At 58.6% G+C, this 19,463-nt stretch carries 19 protein-coding genes; 13 read left to right on the top strand and 6 right to left on the bottom strand.

Translation table 11 applies throughout. The annotated features are described in order from the left end of the window. Positions 1 to 234 precede the first annotated feature (234 nt). The 6 genes from L598_RS08925 to L598_RS08900 are packed head-to-tail and all read left to right on the top strand — an operon-like array spanning position 235 to position 5,733. Entirely contained in the window at positions 235 to 741 is a 507-nt protein-coding gene (locus L598_RS08925; RefSeq protein WP_144861722.1) for an acyltransferase, read from the top strand. Beyond that, a complete protein-coding gene (locus L598_RS08920; protein WP_144861720.1) occupies positions 738 to 1,775 on the top strand; it encodes a Gfo/Idh/MocA family oxidoreductase in 1,038 nt (345 codons plus the stop codon). Before L598_RS08925 ends, L598_RS08920 begins: the two co-directional genes overlap by 4 nt. Then, a complete protein-coding gene (locus L598_RS08915; protein WP_144861718.1) occupies positions 1,772 to 2,878 on the top strand; it encodes a DegT/DnrJ/EryC1/StrS family aminotransferase in 1,107 nt (368 codons plus the stop codon). The genes L598_RS08920 and L598_RS08915 overlap by 4 nt, the downstream gene beginning before the upstream one ends. After that, the gene (locus tag L598_RS08910; protein WP_144861716.1) at positions 2,868 to 3,593 is read left to right on the top strand and encodes an acyltransferase; all 726 of its coding nucleotides are present in this window, start codon (positions 2,868 to 2,870) and stop codon (positions 3,591 to 3,593) included. Before L598_RS08915 ends, L598_RS08910 begins: the two co-directional genes overlap by 11 nt. Continuing rightward, positions 3,590 to 4,564 (top strand): NAD-dependent epimerase/dehydratase family protein, encoded by a 975-nt coding sequence (locus tag L598_RS08905; RefSeq protein WP_144861714.1) that lies wholly within the window; start codon positions 3,590 to 3,592, stop codon positions 4,562 to 4,564. Before L598_RS08910 ends, L598_RS08905 begins: the two co-directional genes overlap by 4 nt. Then, positions 4,561 to 5,733 carry a DegT/DnrJ/EryC1/StrS family aminotransferase gene (locus L598_RS08900; RefSeq protein WP_144861712.1) on the top strand — a complete coding sequence of 391 codons (1,173 nt, stop codon included), beginning with the start codon at positions 4,561 to 4,563 and terminating at the stop codon, positions 5,731 to 5,733. The genes L598_RS08905 and L598_RS08900 overlap by 4 nt, the downstream gene beginning before the upstream one ends. 5 nt (positions 5,734 to 5,738) lie before the next feature. On the opposite strand, the gene L598_RS08895 is transcribed toward L598_RS08900, so the two are convergent. From L598_RS08895 to L598_RS08885, 3 genes are read right to left on the bottom strand one after another with little or no spacing between them, the layout of a single operon-like run. Then, on the bottom strand, positions 5,739 to 7,256 hold the full coding sequence (locus L598_RS08895; RefSeq protein ID WP_144861710.1) for an O-antigen translocase: 1,518 nt from the start codon (positions 7,254 to 7,256) through the stop codon (positions 5,739 to 5,741). 5 nt (positions 7,257 to 7,261) lie between these two features. Further along, positions 7,262 to 7,507, bottom strand: a complete 246-nt coding sequence (locus L598_RS08890; RefSeq protein ID WP_144861708.1) for a sugar nucleotide-binding protein — start codon at positions 7,505 to 7,507, stop codon at positions 7,262 to 7,264. 38 nt (positions 7,508 to 7,545) lie between these two features. Next, the gene (locus tag L598_RS08885) at positions 7,546 to 8,814 is read right to left on the bottom strand and encodes a polysaccharide biosynthesis/export family protein (protein WP_186444971.1); all 1,269 of its coding nucleotides are present in this window, start codon (positions 8,812 to 8,814) and stop codon (positions 7,546 to 7,548) included. A 607-nt stretch (positions 8,815 to 9,421) separates the two neighbouring features. Between L598_RS08885 and L598_RS08880 the strand changes: the two genes are divergently transcribed. Then, the gene (locus L598_RS08880; RefSeq protein WP_144861705.1) at positions 9,422 to 10,192 is read left to right on the top strand and encodes a response regulator transcription factor; all 771 of its coding nucleotides are present in this window, start codon (positions 9,422 to 9,424) and stop codon (positions 10,190 to 10,192) included. A 25-nt stretch (positions 10,193 to 10,217) separates the two neighbouring features. Here the strand turns inward: L598_RS08880 and L598_RS08875 are convergent, their stop codons facing one another. Then, positions 10,218 to 10,613 carry a MucR family transcriptional regulator gene (locus L598_RS08875; protein WP_348642744.1) on the bottom strand — a complete coding sequence of 132 codons (396 nt, stop codon included), beginning with the start codon at positions 10,611 to 10,613 and terminating at the stop codon, positions 10,218 to 10,220. A 787-nt stretch (positions 10,614 to 11,400) separates the two neighbouring features. Here L598_RS08875 and L598_RS08870 point away from each other — a divergent pair. The 3 genes from L598_RS08870 to L598_RS08865 all read left to right on the top strand — a co-directional run bounded on the left by L598_RS08870 (position 11,401) and on the right by L598_RS08865 (position 12,999). Beyond that, positions 11,401 to 11,781 (top strand): hypothetical protein, encoded by a 381-nt coding sequence (locus L598_RS08870; protein ID WP_186444970.1) that lies wholly within the window; start codon positions 11,401 to 11,403, stop codon positions 11,779 to 11,781. Beyond that, positions 11,778 to 11,921 (top strand): hypothetical protein, encoded by a 144-nt coding sequence (locus L598_RS21400; RefSeq protein ID WP_186444969.1) that lies wholly within the window; start codon positions 11,778 to 11,780, stop codon positions 11,919 to 11,921. Before L598_RS08870 ends, L598_RS21400 begins: the two co-directional genes overlap by 4 nt. A 79-nt stretch (positions 11,922 to 12,000) precedes the next feature. Beyond that, positions 12,001 to 12,999: an LLM class flavin-dependent oxidoreductase gene (locus L598_RS08865; protein WP_144861701.1), complete on the top strand. Its 999-nt coding sequence runs from the start codon at positions 12,001 to 12,003 to the stop codon at positions 12,997 to 12,999. 150 nt (positions 13,000 to 13,149) lie between these two features. On the opposite strand, the gene L598_RS08860 is transcribed toward L598_RS08865, so the two are convergent. Next, the gene (locus tag L598_RS08860) at positions 13,150 to 15,492 is read right to left on the bottom strand and encodes a glycosyltransferase (protein ID WP_144861699.1); all 2,343 of its coding nucleotides are present in this window, start codon (positions 15,490 to 15,492) and stop codon (positions 13,150 to 13,152) included. Positions 15,493 to 15,647: 155 nt separating this feature from the next. Here L598_RS08860 and L598_RS08855 point away from each other — a divergent pair, with 155 nt between their 5' ends. Further along, positions 15,648 to 16,424 (top strand): sulfotransferase family protein, encoded by a 777-nt coding sequence (locus tag L598_RS08855; RefSeq protein WP_144861696.1) that lies wholly within the window; start codon positions 15,648 to 15,650, stop codon positions 16,422 to 16,424. Positions 16,425 to 16,793: 369 nt separating this feature from the next. Here L598_RS08855 and L598_RS08850 read toward each other — a convergent pair whose 3' ends face one another. Beyond that, positions 16,794 to 17,825: a LacI family DNA-binding transcriptional regulator gene (locus L598_RS08850; protein ID WP_246658688.1), complete on the bottom strand. Its 1,032-nt coding sequence runs from the start codon at positions 17,823 to 17,825 to the stop codon at positions 16,794 to 16,796. 272 nt (positions 17,826 to 18,097) lie between these two features. On the opposite strand from L598_RS08850, the gene L598_RS08845 reads away from it, so the two are divergent. Both L598_RS08845 and L598_RS08840 read left to right on the top strand, forming a co-directional pair. Next, on the top strand, positions 18,098 to 19,105 hold the full coding sequence (locus tag L598_RS08845; protein ID WP_246658692.1) for a sugar ABC transporter substrate-binding protein: 1,008 nt from the start codon (positions 18,098 to 18,100) through the stop codon (positions 19,103 to 19,105). A gap of 93 nt (positions 19,106 to 19,198) precedes the next feature. Continuing rightward, positions 19,199 to 19,463, top strand: a 265-nt coding sequence (locus tag L598_RS08840; RefSeq protein WP_144861690.1) for an ATP-binding cassette domain-containing protein, incomplete at its 3' end; no start/stop codon positions are given.

Here is a 19,463-nt window from a genome sequence, read left to right as displayed (position 1 = left end):
GTCGTCTAGCCCGATAGTCCTACCGGCTTAGCGCCTGGCGATCGCTCGCAGAACGGACCTACGTCGCCCGCCGCCCGGCTCTGCTTCGGGTGGAGTGGATCCTAAACCTCATAAGCCTTTCGACGGCGGCGCTACCGAATTTTCTGTCCTTTACCGGCTTGGCGAAAAGCAATCTGCTTCCGTCATGTATTCGGGCTTTGGGCCGCGGGTTCTGCGGAACGGGAGTGGGGCAGGATGATCGCTTCGAATGTCGTCCTGGGTGATGATGTCGTCATTCATCATCGGGACCTGGTCAATCTTTATGGCTGCACGATCGGTGCGGGTACGCGCATCGGCGCCTTCGTGGAAATCCAGAAGAACGCCGAGATCGGCCGCAACTGCAAGATCTCCAGTCATTCCTTCATCTGCGAAGGCGTGTCGCTGGAGGACGGCGTCTTTATCGGTCACGGCGTCATGTTCACCAACGATCTCTATCCACAGGCCGTCAACAGCGACGGTAATCTGCAGACCGAGGAAGACTGGTCCGTGATCCCGACAAGGGTGCGCCGGCGGGCCTCGATCGGCAGCAACGCGACCATTCTGCCGGGCGTGACGATCGGGCGCGAGGCGCTGGTGGGCGCCGGCGCGGTGGTGACCCAGGACGTGCCGGACTTCGCCATCGTCGCGGGCGTGCCGGCGAAGATAGTCGGCACGACGGGCAGCACGGTTTCGCCGCGCGTGGTTAGCGGAGGCGCGTTATGATTGGGATCGGCGTCGTCGGATACGGCTATTGGGGGCCGAACCTCGTCCGCAACTTCTCCGAGACCGCAGGTGCGAAGCTTATCTCGGTCTGCGATCTGAGGCTGGAGCGTCTGTCCGCCGTGCGCGACCGTTATCCCGCGGTCGAAATCACGGACGATTTCGAGGCGCTGCTACGCGATCCGCGCATCGATGCAATTGCGATCGCCACGCCGGTTTCCTCCCATTTCCGGCTTGCCATGCGGGCGCTTATGGCCGGCAAGCATGTCTTCGTGGAAAAGCCTATCGCCTCGACGGTGGAAGAGGCGCAGAGGCTTGTCGACGAGGCGGCCAAACGAAGGCTGGTGCTCGCCGTCGACCACACCTTCATCCATACCGGTGCCGTCCGCAAGCTGCGCGAGATCGTGCAGGACGGATTGGGCGAGGTCTATTACTATGATTCCGTGCGCGTGAATCTCGGGCTTTTCCAGCATGATGTGAGCGTCGTGTGGGACCTGGCGGTGCACGACCTTTCGATCATGGATTTCGTCTTGCAGGAGAAGGCTGTCGCTGTCTCGGCCACCGGCATGAGCCACGTCGCCGGCGAGCCGGAGAACATCGCCTATCTCAACCTCTTCTTCGATTCCAAGCTGATCGCCCATGTCCATGTGAACTGGCTGGCGCCGGTGAAGGTGCGCCGGACGCTGATCGGCGGCAGTCGGAAAATGATCGTCTACGACGATCTGGAGCCGAGCGAGAAGATCAAGGTCTACGACAAGGGCATCACCCTCAACGGCAATCCGCAGAAGAACGGCGAGAAGGTCTATCAGATGCTGGTCGGCTATCGCACCGGCGACATGTGGGCGCCGCACCTGAATGTAACCGAGGCGCTCGCCTCCGAGCTGCGCCAATTCGTCGATTGCATCGATCGGGCCGAAACGCCCGAGGCCGACGGTCAGGCGGGCCTGCGTGTGGTCAGGATACTGGAAGCGGCCACCCTTTCACTAACGCAGCGCGGCCGTGTCATTGAGCTTGAACAGGCGAGGTGCGTGGCATGATGCCCTTTCTCGATCTCAAGGCGCAATATGTCAGCATCAAGGACGAGCTCGACGCGGCAGTGCTGAAGGTGCTGGCTTCCGGCGCTTATGTGCTGGGCGACGAGGTTGCGGCTTTCGAGGATGAATTCGCGGCCTATTGCGGCGTGAAGCATGCGATCGCCGTCAATACCGGCACCAGCGCCCTGCATCTGGCGCTGCTTGCCGCCGGTGTCGGGCCGGGCTGCGAGGTGATCACCGTGCCTTTCACCTTCGTCGCCAGTGTATCGGCCATCAGCTACACGGGCGCACGACCGGTCTTTGTCGATATCGACCCGGTCACTTTCACCATGGACCCTGCCGCAATCCAGGCGGCAATCACGCCCCGAACCAAAGCGATCCTGCCAGTCCATCTCTACGGCCAGATGGCGGAGATGGATGCGATCATGGAGATCGCGGAGAGGCACGGATTGCCTGTCATCGAGGATGCCTGCCAGGCGCATGGCGCCGAATATAGGGGGCGGCGCGCCGGCTCCGTCGGCCTCTCAGGCTGCTTCAGCTTCTATCCCGGCAAGAATCTTGGTGCCTGCGGCGAAGGCGGAATGGTCGTGACCAGTGACGACGAGCAGATGAGACAGATCCGTATGCTGCGCGACTGGGGGCAGGAACGGCGCTATCACCATGTCCTGAAGGGCTTCAATTACCGTATGGACGGCATCCAGGGCGCAGTATTGCGCGTGAAGCTCAGATATCTCGAAGACTGGACCGAGGCGCGGCGCCGGCATGCGCGGCACTATTCGCGGCTGCTTTCCACCTCGCCCTCGGTAATAAAGCCCGCGGAACTGCCGGACCGCCGGCATGTCTATCACATCTATGCGGTTCGGACGGGTGATCGGGACGGCTTGCAACACCGTCTCATTGCGGCCGGTATCCCCACCGGTCTGCATTATCCGATCCCCGTCCATCTTCAAAAGGCGCATGCCGATCTCGGCCACAGGGCAGGCGATTTCCCGGAGTCGGAGGCGGCTGCAAGGCAAGTGCTCTCGCTGCCCATCTATCCCGAAATGAATGCCGAGCAGGTAGAATGGGTGGCCGCGGCCATAGACGGGGTCGCCTATGCAGCATGAGCCCAAGCGGCCCGGCCGTATCGTCGAGGCGGTCCATGGCCGGCGGCAGGCGCCTGCCGATCCGGAGTTCGAAAGCGGCCTTTCGCAGGCGTTGAAAACATCCTACGGGACGTCAGGGCTTATCGAGCTTTATGCACGCTTCGTGAACGGTGACGGTTTTCTGGACGCGATGATGCGGCGATCGATCCTGCGCGCGCTGGCCATAAGCTGCGGGCAGGGGCTGCAGGTGAGCAGCGGCGCCGGCTTCAAGCATCCCGAGACATTCGAGATCGGCAACGGCGTCTTCATCGGCGCGCAGGCCTATATCCAGGGCCGTTTCGACGGCACATGCGTGATCGGCGATCACGTGTGGATCGGTCCGCAAGCCTATTTCGACGCGCGTGACCTGGTGCTGGAGGAGCATGTCGGCTGGGGGCCGGGCGCCAAGGTATTGGGTTCCGCGCATACCGGCTTTCCCATCGACGTCCCGATCGTCGCCACTGATCTCGAAATCCGCCCGGTCCGCATCGAGGCATGGGCCGATATCGGCACCAATGCCACCATCCTTCCGGGCGTGACGGTGGGTAAGGGCGCGATCGTTGGGGCGGGGGCAGTGGTGACCGAGGATGTGGAACCCTTCTCCATCGTGGCAGGTGTGCCGGCACGGTTCCTGCGCTGGCGCGATCGACATGAAGTCTCTGAATCGGTTTCGCAAGGCGAGTGGGCAAGGCAATGAAAGACAAGCGGATTTTGATCACCGGCGGTGCCGGTCTCATCGGCTCGCACATCGCCGATCTGACAGCGCGCGAGGGGCCGAGCGAGATCATCATTCTCGACAATTTCGTCCGCGGGCGGCGCGAGAACCTGGCAGAGGCGATGCGCGTCATGCCGCTGACCATCGTCGAGGGCGACATCCGCGACCGGCCGCTTCTGGCGGAATTGTTCGAGGGCGTGGACATCGTCTTCCATCAGGCCGCCATCCGCATCACGCAGTGCGCCGAGGAGCCGAGGCTTGCTTTCGACGTTCTGGCCGCCGGCACCTTCGACGTGCTGGAGGCGGCGGTAAATGCCGGCGTGAAGAAGGTCGTGGCTGCATCCTCGGCCTCCGTGCTCGGGCTTGCTGAAATCTTTCCGACAGACGAGAACCATCACCCCTACAACAACCGCACCATCTACGGCGCGGCCAAGACCTTCAACGAGGGGCTCCTGCGCTCCTTCAACGAGATGTACGGGCTCGACTATGTCGCGCTGCGCTACTTCAACGTCTACGGGCCGCGCATGGACGTCCATGGCGTCTATACGGAGGTGCTGATCCGCTGGATGGAGCGGATCGCCGCCGGCCAGCCGCCGCTAATCCATGGCGACGGCTTGCAGACCATGGATTTCGTCCATGTGCATGACATCGCCCGCGCCAATGTCTTGGCCGCGAAGTCAGACGTCACCGATGAGGTCTTCAACGTCGCGAGCGGCGCGGAAACGAGCCTGCGTGAACTGGCCGACAAGCTGATCCGCATCATGGGTTCGACCGTCGAGCCTCAGCATGCGCCGGCGCGCAAGGTGAATGCCGTAACGCGCCGCCATGCCGACATCAGCAAGACGAAGCGGCTGCTCGGCTTCGAAGCCGAGGTGGAACTCGATGATGGCCTGCGCGACCTCGTCGCCTGGTGGCGGACCGAGCGCGCACTTGCGGCGGAGGCGGCGGCATGACGCGCGCGTTCAGGAAAATACCTGTGGCACGGCCGGTGCTTGACGAGCGCGAGGCGGAAGCCGCGCGTCGCGTCATCCTCTCGGGTTGGGTGACACAAGGGCCGGAAGTAGCTGTTTTCGAAAAGGATTTCGCCGGGTTCACCGGTGCGCCATATGCCTGCGCGGTGTCGAATTGCACGACGGCGCTGCATCTGGCTTTGAGGGCAGTCGGCGTCGGGCCGGGGCATGAGGTCATCACCGTCAGTCATTCCTTCATCGCGACGGCCAACGCCATCCGCTATTGCGATGCGGTGCCGGTTTTCGTCGATATCGAGGCGGACGGCTTCAACATTGATCCCGATCTCATTGAAGCCGCGATCACGCCGGCGACGAAAGCCATCCTGTGCGTGCACCAACTCGGCATGCCCTGCGACCTGAAGCGTATCCTTGCGATTGCGGCTCGCCACGGCCTGCCGGTGATCGAGGACGCGGCCTGCGCGACGGGCAGCGAAATCCTCTTCGATGGTAAGTGGGAGAAGATCGGAAAGCCGCATGGCGACATCGCCTGCTTCTCCTTCCATCCGCGCAAGGTGGTCACAACCGGCGACGGCGGCATGTTGACGACTGCCAATCCCGAATACGATGCGAAATTCCGCCTCTGGCGCCAGCATTCCATGAGCGTCAGCGACACTGTGCGGCACGGTTCGCGCGATGTCGTCTTCGAAGCCTATCCGGAACTTGGCTACAATTACCGCATGACCGACATGCAGGCCGCCGTCGGGCGCGAGCAGCTTGCGCGGCTGTCGGAGATCATCGCCCAGCGCCGCGCGCTCGCCGCCGGCTATCGGCACCGGCTCGAGGGCGTTTCCGGCCTCTGCCTACCGAAGGAGCCGGCCTGGGCGCGCAGCAATTGGCAGAGCTATTGCGTAAAGCTGCCTGCCAGAAGCGACCAGCCGGCGGTGATGCAGGCGCTTCTCGATCGGGGCGTATCGACACGGCGCGGCATCATGAACGCCCATCTGGAACCAGCCTATTCCGACGGTGCTTCTTCACGCATCGCTTCAGGCATGGAACGCAGCGTCGCCGCGCAGGAGCATGCGATCATCCTGCCGCTCTATGCACAAATGGATGATGCCGACCTAGATTATGTGGCCGATACGCTCAAGGATATTCTGAGCGCCGGCGGCTAAGCGAGTCACCGAACTGCTCGATTTACCCGCACCGCCAGGACGCGAAGCGGCGTCGGCAGGGATTCGGGCGGCAGCAGCGTCAGGAGCAAACGCAGCGAATAGATGCCGGCTATACCGGTAACTAACGCCCCCGCTGCCGTCGCCTGCCAGAACGGCAGCAGATAGAACGCGCCGAAGACTGCGGCCGATGCCGGCAGGAAGACGAGGCCCAACTTCACATTCTCCGTCGACCAGCGGAAGCCGCTCAACCTGCCGGCGATGAGATAGATCAGCACGCCGTGCCAGACATAGAGGCCGAAGAAGGCGACGCCCGCGCCGTCCGGTCCGATCAGCGGCACCAGCAGCCAGGCAAGCCCGACATGCACCACCGTCGCTGCCACCTCGGTCCAGAAGAAGATCTGCCGCGCGCCCTTGGCAAGCACGATGAAGCCCATCGGCCAGGCGATGATCCGGAGCATCATGCCGAGGCATATCCAGCGCAGCAGATCGACGGCCGGGGCGAATTCGGCAGAATAGAAGAGTGTGACGACGAAAGGTGCCACCGTCAGCGTGCCGAGCACGCCGGGACCGGCCAGTAGCATGCTGATCTGCGCCTGCTCGTTGACGAGCCTGTTGCATTCGGGATGGTCGTCGGCAACCGCGGTAAGGCGCGGGTAGAAGTCTGTGCCCATGGCCTGCAGGATGAAGCTGGCATAGAGGCCGCCGAGCGCCCAGGCCGCCTGATAGAGACCGGCCGCATCCACACCCTCATGCTTCAGGACGATGATGCGCACGGCATAGGCTGCACCCACCGTCAGCACTGCGCTCGCCATGAAGACGATGCCGAGCTTCATCAGAGCTGCCGTTTCATCCCGGACCTCGCGCACCGACATCTTCGGTGCCGGTATCCGGACCTTGCGCGCATACCACCAGGATGTGGCCACTGAGACGGCGGCCATGGCGACCAGAGCGGGCACGATGCCCTGCTCGCCGAACCAGTAGACCAGTGGAATACTGATGACCGTGCTGAACAGGGCCGCCAGCATGTTGATGCGGGCGAGATCGCCGATCCTCCGCATTCCCTGGATCAGCGCCATCTGTCCGGCCGAGATGAGCCTGAAGAAGACAGCGGCGGCAAGGAGCAGGACGCCTGCCCCATGGGCGTTATCCTCGAAGGTGAGGCGCGCCACCGGCATGGCGAAGCCCGCAAGAAGCAGCGCACCGATGAGCCCAAGCACGACCGAGATGCGCCTGAGCACGGTCGCCGTGCGCGCGATGCGGTTTTCGTCGGCGCTGCCTGCCGCTTCGGCGATCTGACGGACGCCGCTCGATTGCACGCCGAAGCCGGCAAGGGTTTGCGTCAGGTCGGCGATCGAGGTGTAAAGTCCCATCAGGCCGACGCCGCCAGGCCCCAGCAGTATGGCCATCGCCTTGTTGCGGATGATGGCGAAGAGGATATTCACCAGAGATGAGCCGCCGATCATGACGGTCGATTTCAGGATCTGGGTATAGGTCTGTTCGCCGGTCTGGCTTGCGATTGCCATCGGTCCTAGACCTTGCGGCTCTCGGGAACCAGCCGCCGCGCTGCCGTCTCTGCGCTCAAGTGCCAGTCCGGCAATTGCCATCCGAATGTTGCTTCGAATTTGTCGCCGGAAAGACGGGAATTCGTGGGCCGCCTGACCTTGGAGGAATGATCCGCGACGGGGATGTCAAACACGTCGGCGTAGGACCCTTCCGCGATGCTGCTCGGATAAAGCCGCGTGCCGCTACCCCCGGCGAGAAAAATACCCTTCATTGCGCCCCCAAATAACAGCAACGTCCGTCGGCTTCCGATTACTGACCGATGTCCTCCGGCTTCTGCGACGGCAGAAAGCTCACCTTGAGGACATCGCCCGGCAAAAGCACCGTGGCTTCGTCTGCTTCGATCTCGCTGGCATCGCCTGCCTTCTTCCTGGTGATCGTGAATTCGACCGTCCGGTCCTCGCCGGGAAGGCCAGCCGTTGATTGCGAGGCGAGGGTTTCGAGCAACAGCTTCTGCGCCATGTCGCGCTTGAAGCGTAACTGGTCGAGACTGGCTTCCTCGCGCTGGAGTTCCGCAGCGACGTCGGTCTGAAACTGGTCACGAAGCCCTTCCAGGCTGCGCGTGGCCTCCGTTATGCTCTGCCGGGCACGCATGACAGCCGTGACCTGATCGAGCCGGTCGGCGCGGAAACCTGCCAGGAGTCGCTCCAGATCCGACTGGCGCGAGGCGATAGCGATGCCTTTTTCGACAAGCGTCTTGACGCCAGCCAATTCCTTCTCGCCGGAGGCGATGCCGAGGTCGGCTGCCTTGATCTTCTCGTTCAATACGTCGATCTCGGCACTCAGGAGATCGCGCAGTTCGGAGAGCGACTTGGCCTGCCGCTCCAGCCCGTTGGCGCGCGCCTTGAAGATGATCTTCTCCTTCGCGTAGACTTGTGCGGCCAGCTTCGCCAACGGTCCGGTCGCGGGCACGGGCGGAAAGGCTATGGTGCTTGCGCCGGTGAGTTCGGCCTCGAGCCGCGCGATCTTTGACTGGCTGCGCAGGATTTCGTTGTCGGTGCTCTGCAGTTCACTGATGAGCCGTATCTGCTCCTGCGATTTCGTTCCCTCTGCATCGCGATATTCGCCGCCGGCCAGGGCCAGCGTCTGCAGCACCGTCATGCCGGAGCGGAACTGGTATTGGCCTGGCGCATTGACGTCGCCCACCACATAGACCGGGGGAAATTCGACGATCTCCACCGTCGTGTCCGGCTTGCGCACAAGCCCGATCTGATCCTGGAGCCTTGTAGCGATTGCGTCGGCGAGGTCAGAGCTGTTGAGTTCGCCGACTGCGACGGCACCGATCACCGGCAGGACGATCGTGCCCTCGGAGGTTACTGCGAACTCGCCTCCAAGGGCGTCCCAACGCTGATATTCGCCCTCGGTCGGATTCCATTTCACGACGGTAAGGCGCAGCTTGGTCTGTGGGGCAAGCTGGGCCGCAGCTTGTGTAAGCGAGATGCCGGATATGGCACAGAATGCGGTGCCAGCTACCAGCAGCCGGACGAACTGGCTCGATGCGAAAAGGCGTGATCCACCCATCAAAATGCTCCACCTGCCATCCGGCTGGAACCGCGCCCCCATGGCGGGTCCTGGGCACTTGCAGTCTGCGGATTTACGCAAAGCTTGAGAAGTGGGAGACAGACGCTCGGGCCTCATACAAACTGCGAGGCGAGGGTGGAGCACTGCTTAATTGGAGGCGGTCCGGCGATGTCGGCGTGAGTGTTTCTAAGCACAATGGCGAGGGAGAAAACCCGCCATATACCGTCCACCTACTCCCTTGGTCGGAGCGTGTGGACGTGCCTCCTTGGCTTCGCCGGCGGCCAAGATCGCCTAAACCGTTCGACTAGAAGGAAACCACGCCCGTGCTGATCATTTTAGGGAGTGGCGGGATTGGCCAGCATGGTCCAGCTTCATCCTCTTTGCGAAAACAAAGGAACATGAAGAAAGCAAAAATGGGTAATGGAAAGGTGCAAATAGATAGAGGTTCATCCTTTTACCGCTTTCGCGGTAAAGCTGAAGCTCGGCCACAATGATGTCATATCGGGAGATTTCCTAAATCGACCGATCTATGTCTTTGCGTTGCTATTTGGATATAGGATTCATGACGGCGAGGCCGGACTGAACGAAACAATTCCAAAGGTGACGCATGCCCGAACCGGACGTCGAGAATTGCAGGGAGCCCGGAATCCGCGCGGCGGGCGGGCCGCGGGCCCATGCAGAGCCCAGGCGCGTTGTCCTGTTCATTGCCGCACAGGGTACGGTGCCGGAATGTCTGGTCTGGTCGCTTGAGCGGGAATATCCTTGGGTAACGGTAAGGCAGGTGGAAACAATCGAGGAGGCATGCGCTTCCTTCGGCCACATGGTGGCGCTGATCCTTGTCGATCCGGCCCTTCTGCGGTCGGCGGAAGAAGCATCTGCCGAACTCGCACGCCAGCATCCGACGGCGCTGACCGCGCTGCTTGAACTCGACAGTCACAATCCGTCCTACTCATTGGCGGAGATATTCGGCTCCCGCCTCGTGCGCGGCGTTCTGCCGATGAACCTGAAGCTCGATGTCTGGCTTTCGGTCATCGGGCTGATGCTGCGCGGCGGCGAATATTTTCCGACCGGCATGTTCCACTTGCATGCCAGGAGAATGAGCGACGGCCATAATTCGGGAATCCGACCGGGCGGTCTGAACGGCACGAGCGAGCGTCTGGCCGATCTGACGAGCAGGGAATATCAGATCCTGGAAATGGTCTCGCGCGGCATGCAGAACAAGACAATCGCCGCGGAGTTCCGTCTGTCCGAACATACGGTGAAGATCCATCTGCACAACATCATCAGCAAGCTCGGCGCTCACAATCGCACCGAGGCCGCCGCGCGCTTTCGCGACCATCAGGATCGCATGGCCTTTGCAGGTCGCGACATCCGCTGAAAGGGTGACCGCACAAAAGCGCGGTTCATGAATCCTTGCTCAAGCCCTTCAATTGTTCCTGCCGCGCCTTTTTCGCAATCTTCGAACGCTTCTGGGCATATTCCGGGGCTACCATCGGATAATCGGCGGGAAGATTCCAGCGGATGCGGTATTGCTCCGGGGTGAGGCCGTGCTTTTGCATCAGATGACGCCGGAGAGAACGGAACTTCTGACCGTCCTCTAGCGAAATGATGTATTCCGGCGTGATGGAGTCTTTGATCGGTACCGCAGGACGCCGCTTCTCGGCTGCCGGCTTTGCCTCAGGGTTGCCGAGGACGGTGATCGTACTGGATACGCTTTCTATCAGGTCGAACAGATCGGACGTGGTCAACCTGTTCCGGGCGGCAAACGCCTTGACGATGCGCGCGGTGATCTGCAGCACACCTGTGCGTTCCGTCTCATCCATCTCTTCTCATCGCTCCATTTGATGGGAAAAACGACAACTACGGGTTGGACCGGGTTTTGGAACCGCTTGAAACCCCACGCCACCAACGGTTGAAAACACGGTAAAAAAAGAGTTAGCGCCCGATGGCCGCCACTGGAAGATGGTGAACGCCGCGAAATAGGCATCCCGGCTGGTTTTCCCTAGGAAATGTGTTCCATCTGGAACATGGATTTCCCTGCAATGTCAAAGACCAAGCCCGGCCTGGATCGAGAACATGCGAGAGACGGAGGGTATTTCGACCGGAACTGAAATGATATCCCGCTGGCTCAACGCTTGCCTGATCCCGTGCGGGTTTGTCCGCGGTTTTGCCTGCTGCCACCGGAAATTTGCTCGATGGCCGCGCCGCTATGGCCTTGGAACGCAGGGATTGCCCCGGCGAGGGTTATCCACTTAATCACTACTAATTCTATAGACATTAGTTGACAGGTCCTCGCTTTCCTCTTACCTTTCGACAACTGCCGCCTATCGCCAATGAATCGAATCCTGCCGGATGCAGGATCCAGGAGGTGACGATGACGCAGAGTGCAGCATACCTTCCGGCAAGGGCCGGGAACGCTCCCAGATGCCATGGCGGCGTCCTGGGGATGGTTTGACAAGAGGCCGAGTTCCCGGGGCGCCAGCCCATTCCATCGACAATCGTTGACCTGCAACGACTTGGTGCAGCTTGGAGTTTGCTGCCCGTCGGGCCGTGAGTCACGATCCAAAACCATGACAGGAGACTGCCATGACACGAGTTCTGCCCGCACTTCATGAAGGCCACGCGCCGATCTTCCTGCATCTGGCGTTTCAGGAGGCCATCGAAGCTTATGAGGACTGGAAGCCGGGGACGAAAGAGCCTGCCGTCGAATTCGAGGGAAGGCTCGTCCCGATCAGCTCGATCTTCGGGCGGATGAGGACTTGCAACGACATCCTGCCCATCCGTTCACTGGAGGCCGTCCGGTCGATCACCGGCGATCTCGCCGGCGAACCGGATGGCCGCGAGGTCACCTATGCGGCGGCGGCCTTCATCCTACGGGCGCTGTGCCTCGAACGGTTGAAGGCGCCTGCCATCCATCGCAAATCTGCCGCTCGCCTCTGGCGAGCCGGAAAGGAGATCGCCCGATGAGCATCCGGCAATCCACCGATACCCGACGGCAGGGTGAGATGCAGATGGTTCCGGCGACGGGCGGGGCGCTCGTGGCTTATCTGATCTTCCTGCTTTCCTTCGGGTTTACCGCCGCAGTCGTCCTGGGGATCATCCCTTGAGAAGGGCGGCAAAAGACCGGCAGGCAACGCGCATCGAGCACATGGCCCGTTCGCGGGCATCAGGCGGAGGAGAAACGCCATGACCATCGAATTCACTTATGTGCCCAGGACGAGTTTCGGTTCGGAAGGTGATGCGTCGTTTTTTGAGATCGACGAAGCGCGGAACATGCTGGAATTGCTGGAAGAGGTTGGATTCAGCCGGGTCGTCATAGACGATATCGGCGGCATCCTTTCCAATCTCGACCTGGCCGGACAGACGGCCCGCCAGACGCGGTCTCTCGATATCGTGGTGACGCATTGGGCTGGCGTCGTGTCGCCCGTCGCGGCTGCTCAGCAGATCGCTGCGATCGACAGAACCGCCGGCGGTCGCGTGTCGCTGCGCATCCCGTCCGAGGCCTCATATGAGGAAGACAGCGGCGATACGTCTCTGGCCCATGCCGAATTCGTATCGCTCGCCCATGCCGAGCTCATGGCGCGCACCGACGAATATCTCATGCTGCTGAAGCGGCTGTGGTCGAATGACGAGCCCTTCGACTATGAAGGCGCTTATCATCGGGTGAAGGACGGATTCGTGGGTCGCAAGAGCCCTTATGCGGCATCCCTCCCGCTCAGGATGACCGGGCTTTCCGGCACCTCGCTCAAGGTTGCGGGCCGGCATGCGGACGTCTTCGAACTGCCTCCGGCCAATCCGCTGGGCCTGGTCCGGCTTATGGAGCGGCTGCGCGTTGCGGCGTCCGAATTCGGCCGCGGCGGCAAGATCAGCTTTGCGCTGCCGGTGGATGTCTCCCGGTTCGGAATGCAGGGACCGTCTTCGCCGACCGCCGAGGAGGGCGAATCCGAGGTCGTGTGTCTGCCCGGCGATCCGGCCGGGATCGCTCGCCGGCTCSCCGCCTATTCCGATATCGGCGTGAGCGAATTCATGGTCCATGGACTCGATACGCAGCAGGCGATCTCGGACTTTGCCGAAAAGGTGATGCCGCTCGTCGAGGTTCGGACGCGCGGAGCCCACATGACCGACCTGCCCGGAGCGCGCATTTCGCATATTCCGGGATACCTGCCGAGACACCGCCGTTCCTGACGGCGGTGAGTGAGCAAGCAGGGGGAGGGCTATGGTTATAGAACCTGTGGTGAGGAGATGGAGGTACTCATGCACCTTAAAACATCAAGCTTGCAAGGCGGTATGGGATATTTAAGTCACTGCTATATACCGATAAACGGTACCGTATACTTAGACTTCTATTTGTTTCCTGAATATAGATCGTCCGAGTCTGGATGCTGGATGACGCGCGCGTTGAAAGAAGTCGATGGGATCTTCTTTTAGACGCATACGTTGTCCTTTAGTTAAGAAGGCGCCGTAAAGAGTGCTGTAAACCCTAAATCGGACAGACCTTTGTATCTTTTCGATAGATCGAGATTGAGTAATAGCCGCATCCGCAGAAACACTTTGGTATCCATTAATTTGTTTGGCTGGTGGCAGAATCTGCCCCGTCAAAAGACCTGATTCTTTTGCGGTCGGCAACGGTGTCGGATTTGTCTTGGTTGAGTTCGCTTTAGTTGAGATTCTGGAATCAGATTTCGTAAATAACTCTCTTGTATCTTTTTTCCTAGATACAAAAAAGTAGTATGAAAAAGGATCCATTATCAGAGAATATTTCTCCAATTCTTTCTTTTTGACACTCTTTCTGATATCATCGATTTTAATATCTCTAAATCTAATTTCTTTCATAATTGAAAGTTTGGTTCGGTCACTTGCATCGCGCGAGCCATATTGCCAAGAGGCGAAAGAATAGAAGTCATTGAGGAGATAGCCGTAAAATCGGTTAACGTCGTCCTGGCTAGGAGCGATTCCGCTCTCCAGAATTTCTAGAATGCTTCCTATAGTGCTGGCACTCTGAGCGAGACCTTCTTGTGCATAAAAAGAGGTCCCCAAATTTATAACTTGCCGCCCGGCCGCAAGTGCAAGCAATCCTGCCCCAGAATTAAGAGTAATTACCGATTCAGATATATCAAAAAGATCATATAAAGAGTATTCATCGACTTGGATACCTACATCATGAATGGGGTGTATTTTGTTTAAGGGGTGGTTTTTAATAAGAATGTTATATTTTTTGATATAATCAATTTCGCGTATTGTATCTAAAAACTCTGAGTAGTTATTTAACGGATGGCAGAAATGCAAAGTAGTCGTATCTGTTAGGCTTTGAAGAAGAACAAGTACTGTTTTCTTATCTGGATCCAGATTATTTGTAAGATCAAAGATAGGTTTATTGCCTTGTGGCTCTAAGAATTCTGCACTTTGACGTAACCTCATCAGGTATTGCATTGCATCGACAGGAGCTGATTTGTCCCAAAGTTCGCGGCGATAGGACTGGCTTTCACAACAGAATCCATTCTTGTCAAAGTAGATGGACCATGGCAGCGCTCCGCGCTCGGCGCAAAAACAGGGGATGTCAGCGTCTTTCAGAAGTGCCCAAACTTCCCGTAACCATTCATTTCCGTAGGGATTCTGAAAGAAAACTCTTGCTGGATTATCTGCTTTTACATCCGCAGCGAACGTGGCGGGTGGGATGGTCTGAAGTGGATCGGCAACTTTAACGTTGCCCAGTGCCTGCATTATCTGATCGTTATAAAAGACCGGGTTGCGCCCGATGAAAATGTTCAGAGGCTCCTTACCCGGAAAGGGAATCGGATCTATTTTACGGCGTCCAGTTTCAATTTCCGTTGCTTTTCTTTCTGCATACTCGAAATTAAGGCGGCGGATCTCTGGCTCCTTCCAGGCATTTTCGGGATGGTAGATATGAACCGCATAGATGCCGAGGCTTTTGAGCCAATCGCCGTGGAGTCGATAGACTGAACGCCAACCCTCAAAAGCATTTGTTCGATGCGGTTTCCAGTTCTTAGTTGAAGAAAAGTTTGCTGGGCGTAATAGATGACTATTATGGTGAAGTAGCCTGAACACGAAATCGCGGTCCTCTCCGCCCCAGCCATTGAAGAATTCATCAAACAGGCCTATGTGAAAACAGAGATCTCGTCTCAGTAAGATATTCGATCCAATAATTGCATAGCTATTGCAAAGGTCATTAGGTTCGTCGGGATTTGTAAACGGAAGGCGCTGAATATAAGAGGTAAATATCCGATCGAACTCCTTTCTATCGGTAATATTTTCTATTAGTTTGTTCGATGCATTGTCAGTTAGGAAAAGGGTAGGTATCGACGCGAAATTAAATGGTGCTTCATCAAAAGATGGGAGCAAATCTAATAGATTTTGATAGAAGTCGCCGCGGTGCAGGAAGTCGACGTCTTCAAAGTATAAGTATTCTCCCATCGCTGCACGTATACCGGCATTGCGCGCCCGCGAAAGCGAAAAAGGCGCATCTGCCGTACGTAGTCGGACATATCTCCATCCGCGTGAATTGCAGAGAGATTTGATAGCTCGTGCGTTTGAGCTGCCATCATCCGAAATGACCACTTCAATCTGAGAGTCTTCGGGAATTGCTTTCCAGCACAGACGCTCGATCACGTCGATGTTCTCGTTCGCGCGCAAAGGTATGATAACAGACAGTTTGGCCATCCGTCGGTGCCCCCTACTTTGGTGGATGGTTGCTTCACTGCCGTGGGGCAATAGTCCATAAGGTTGTAAAAATCAATCTTGCAATCTAAAATTGAAAAACTAAAAAACTCTGCCTGGCCAACGAAACCAGGCCCTAAGAACGGAGGTTTGCTGGAATGACAGCGATGCCGGGAGAGCGACCCAATCTACACCAAAAATACGGTCGAATTGTCCTTCATAAAATCGTATTCATTTCCTATCCGAATGAATATATTTGCTTCTCTCCCGCGAAAGTTGCTAGTCAAACCATTCGCCGCACGTTGGCAGTCAAAGAATATGAAAATAAGAAATACCCAGTGGCGGATATCGCGCAGTTAGACACTAACCGACGTTGGAACGGAAAACTTTATCCCAATCCACTTGTTTCTCCAATGGAATTGAGTAACGCGCAATTTTGGGACCTGCTTGAAAATCCTCGCTTCCTCAAGTTCACGTTCGTGAGAGAGCCGTTCAACCGGGTACTGTCAGCCTATCTCAATAAGATTGTAGTCCGAGAGCAATTTGGCCATATGAAGTCATTGCTCCCCTACGCACCTGTTGGCAAGGCTTCGCTGGATGCACAATGGAGTTTTGAAGAATTTCTGCAGGCTGTGGCTTGTCAACCCGACAATGAGCGCGATCTTCATTGGCGTACATTGACTGGATCGTTGATGGCAGAAGAGATCGATTTCGATTTTATTGGCCGTCTTGAGAGCTTTACCCACGACTTTGATCATGTTCTCGGCTTGATCCAGAAGCGCAATGGATGGTGGAGGAAGCCGCCTGTTATTCTTGGGCAAGAACACAGTGTTAGCGCGTCAAAAGTTCGTAAGGATTATGAAAACGAAACGACACGGCAATTGGTCTGGGACATATATGCCGAGGACTATCGGCGCTTTGGGTATACTTTTTGATGACATGTGTATCCATTGGTCATTCCGAGGGCATCTTGCGGCAGCTTAGGAGTGCTATTTATGTAAACGTCACCCAGATTCAGGTGAGCGAACAGAAAGACTTGAAAATGGTGGATTTACACTTCAAACTCCCTTGGACTATAAGCAATTATCTCGAAAGCCCGCCACTGGAGGAGCTGTATCACATCAAGTGAACAATGCGCCTCTCAATGCCAACCGGTCACCAAACCTTAATGCTCCATCTGAGCATCCTGGTTCTGGGGCAGGGGCCAGCGGCAGCCGGATGTAGAGGCGATCGAAGCTCAAGAGCCGCCGGTCATATGCCGTCCCCCGCCAGGCACGGCATCTCCTCCCTCGGCTATCGGTAATTTACGGCGCCCTCAGGATGCAGGGGATCTGGCGAAGGACATTGCCTGCTGGCTGCGCGTCTATCAATTCGAACACCGCTTCCAGCATGCGGCTCACGTCCTGCTCGGCCATGCCGACATTTTCGGGAAGGCGGGCCGCGAAGGGGTCCCAGTCGAAGCAGCCGAAACGGAGGCCGGATTCGCCTCCGCGATTGTTGCGCTGCATCCAGCGGACCACGCCTTCCAGGGTGATTGTGGAGTTGACAAAGATGCCAAAACGCTGTGGCAGGTCCATGCCTTCAAGAGTTGATTCGGCCTTTTCGGCTCCATAGCCTCTTATGATGATGCGATCTGCCGGCACGTCCAGTCCGATCTCGGCATGGGCTTCGAGGAAGCCGCGCAGCCGCTCCGCCGTGTTGTGGTCACTGGAGCGGCCGCCGATGAAATAAAGCGGCTCGCTCCTCCCGAATTCCGCATGCGCGCGGGAAATGATGAGGCGCGTCAGATCGCGCGCGCCCGCGAAATTGTCGGACACCACGGAGGGCGCGAGGCTTCCCGGAAGATCGAGGTTGAAGGTGGGGACGCCGGCCGAGGCGCAAAAGGCGCTGATGCGGTCGGGATCCGTGGCGCCGGTCGCGATCAGCCAGTCCACCTGGTAGGAGACGAGCGCCCGTGCCGCCTCCAGTTCCAGTTCCGGCTCGCGCTGGGTGCAGGTGATCACGGGGAAGAGGCCGCGCCGGCGGGTGCGAGCCTCGAATTGTTCTGCAATGGCGCCGAAATAGCGGTTGTCATATTTCGGCATGATCATGCCGACGATGTTGGAGCGTTCCCGCCGCAGCACGCTTGCCTGAAGGTTGAGGGCATAACCCTGCTCCTCGGCGATCCGGGTGATCCGCTCCGCCAGCCTTTCGCTGATCCGGCGCTTCTTCCAGGTTCCGTTCAGCACGGCGCTCACAGCGCTGGGAGACGTCCCGGCGATTTCGGCAATGTCGTAAATGGTCGTTCTTTTCGCCGTCTGCCCGGCGCCATCGTCGGCGCGACGTCCGTTGTCCACGCTCTCATCCTCCTGTTCGATTTGATCTTGACACCAAAGCGAAGGAACAACAATCTTAGCTTCATCGATTGAGCAGGCTTGTGCAATCGATGGTGCAACCGGGTAGGCGCGGCAGTGACTGCCGGCAAAAATCGGTGGCAGGGAGGCCGATACCCGGTTGGAAATGCATTCTTGGCAACGGCTAGCAGGTGCTCCCGGCCTCGGCATGGAGAACTGGAGGAGATGCCCAAATGAACCGAATCCTAATGTTCGCCGGCGCGACAAGCCTGGCCATGGCAAGCCTTTCGGGAGGCCTCGGCGCGCAGGAAGCGGCCACGATCGCCTTTCTGATGCCTGATCAGGCATCCACCCGCTATGAGGAACATGATTTCCCCGGCTTCAAGACGGCGATGGCGGAGCTTTGCCCCGACTGCACCGTGATCTACCAGAATGCGAATGCGGATGTTGCCCTGCAGCAGCAGCAGTTCAATTCCGTGATCGCACAGGGCGCCAAGATCGTCGTGCTCGACCCGGTGGATTCCTCTGCTGCCGCCGCGCTCGTGGAAATCGCGCACTCCCAGGATGTGAAGGTCATCGCCTATGACCGCCCGATCCCCGATACGCCGGCCGATTACTATGTGTCATTCGATAACAAGGGTATCGGCCAGGCGATCGCGCAGTCCCTCGTGGACCATCTGAAGGCCGAGGGTGTTCCGGCCGGTTCCGGAGTGCTTCAGATCAACGGTTCGCCCACCGATGCCGCCGCCGGCCTGATCCGGGACGGCATCGATTCCGCCCTCGACGGCTCCGAATACAAGACGCTGGCCGAATATGACACGCCGGATTGGGCTCCGCCGAAGGCGCAGGAATGGACGGCAGGCCAGATCACCCGTTTCGGCTCCGACATCGTCGGCATTGTCGCGGCCAATGACGGCACTGCGGGCGGCGCCATTGCGGCGCTGAAAGCTGCGGGTGTCGATCCGCTGCCGCCGGTTACCGGTAATGATGCGACGATCGCTGCCCTGCAATTGATCATAGCGGGCGATCAGTACAATACCATCTCCAAGCCCTCGGAGATCGTCGCCCGGGCTGCTGCCGAAGTCGCCGTGGCTTTCCTCAAGGGTGAAACCCCCGAACCCAAGACGACCCTTTACGATACTCCCGCCGAACTCTTCGTGCCCGCTGTGGTGACGAAGGAGAACATCAAGGCCGAGATCTTCGACAAGGGTATCCAGACTCCCGAGGAGATCTGCACGGGCGAGTATGAGGCGCCCTGCAGGGAACTCGGCATTCTGGAATAAATCCTGCACGAGCCTTATTCTGAAATCGCGAAGGAGGCGCCCGCTCGGTTAAGACAAGCGGGCGCAAAACCAGCCATGAGGAGGAACGCGCGTATGACCGCATCGCCGGCCGACAGCTCTCCGCGAGGCGAGCCGATCTTGCGTCTGCGGGGCATTTCCAAGCAATTCGGTGCGGTCTCTGCACTGACCGACATTGATCTCGATGTTTATGCGGGCGAGGTTGTGGCGCTGGTAGGCGATAACGGTGCGGGCAAATCCACGCTGGTCAAGACGCTTGCGGGCGTGCACCAGCCGACCTCCGGAACGATCGAGTTCATGGGGCAGGAAGTCACGATCGATACGCCCGCAAGGGCGCTGG

Origin of the sequence: Mesorhizobium sp. J18, from assembly GCF_007829525.1 — a bacterium.
Lineage (GTDB): Bacteria > Pseudomonadota > Alphaproteobacteria > Rhizobiales > Rhizobiaceae > VLJP01.
Note: the sequence above shows the minus strand (reverse complement) of the source record. Positions and strands in the feature narration are given on the sequence as shown.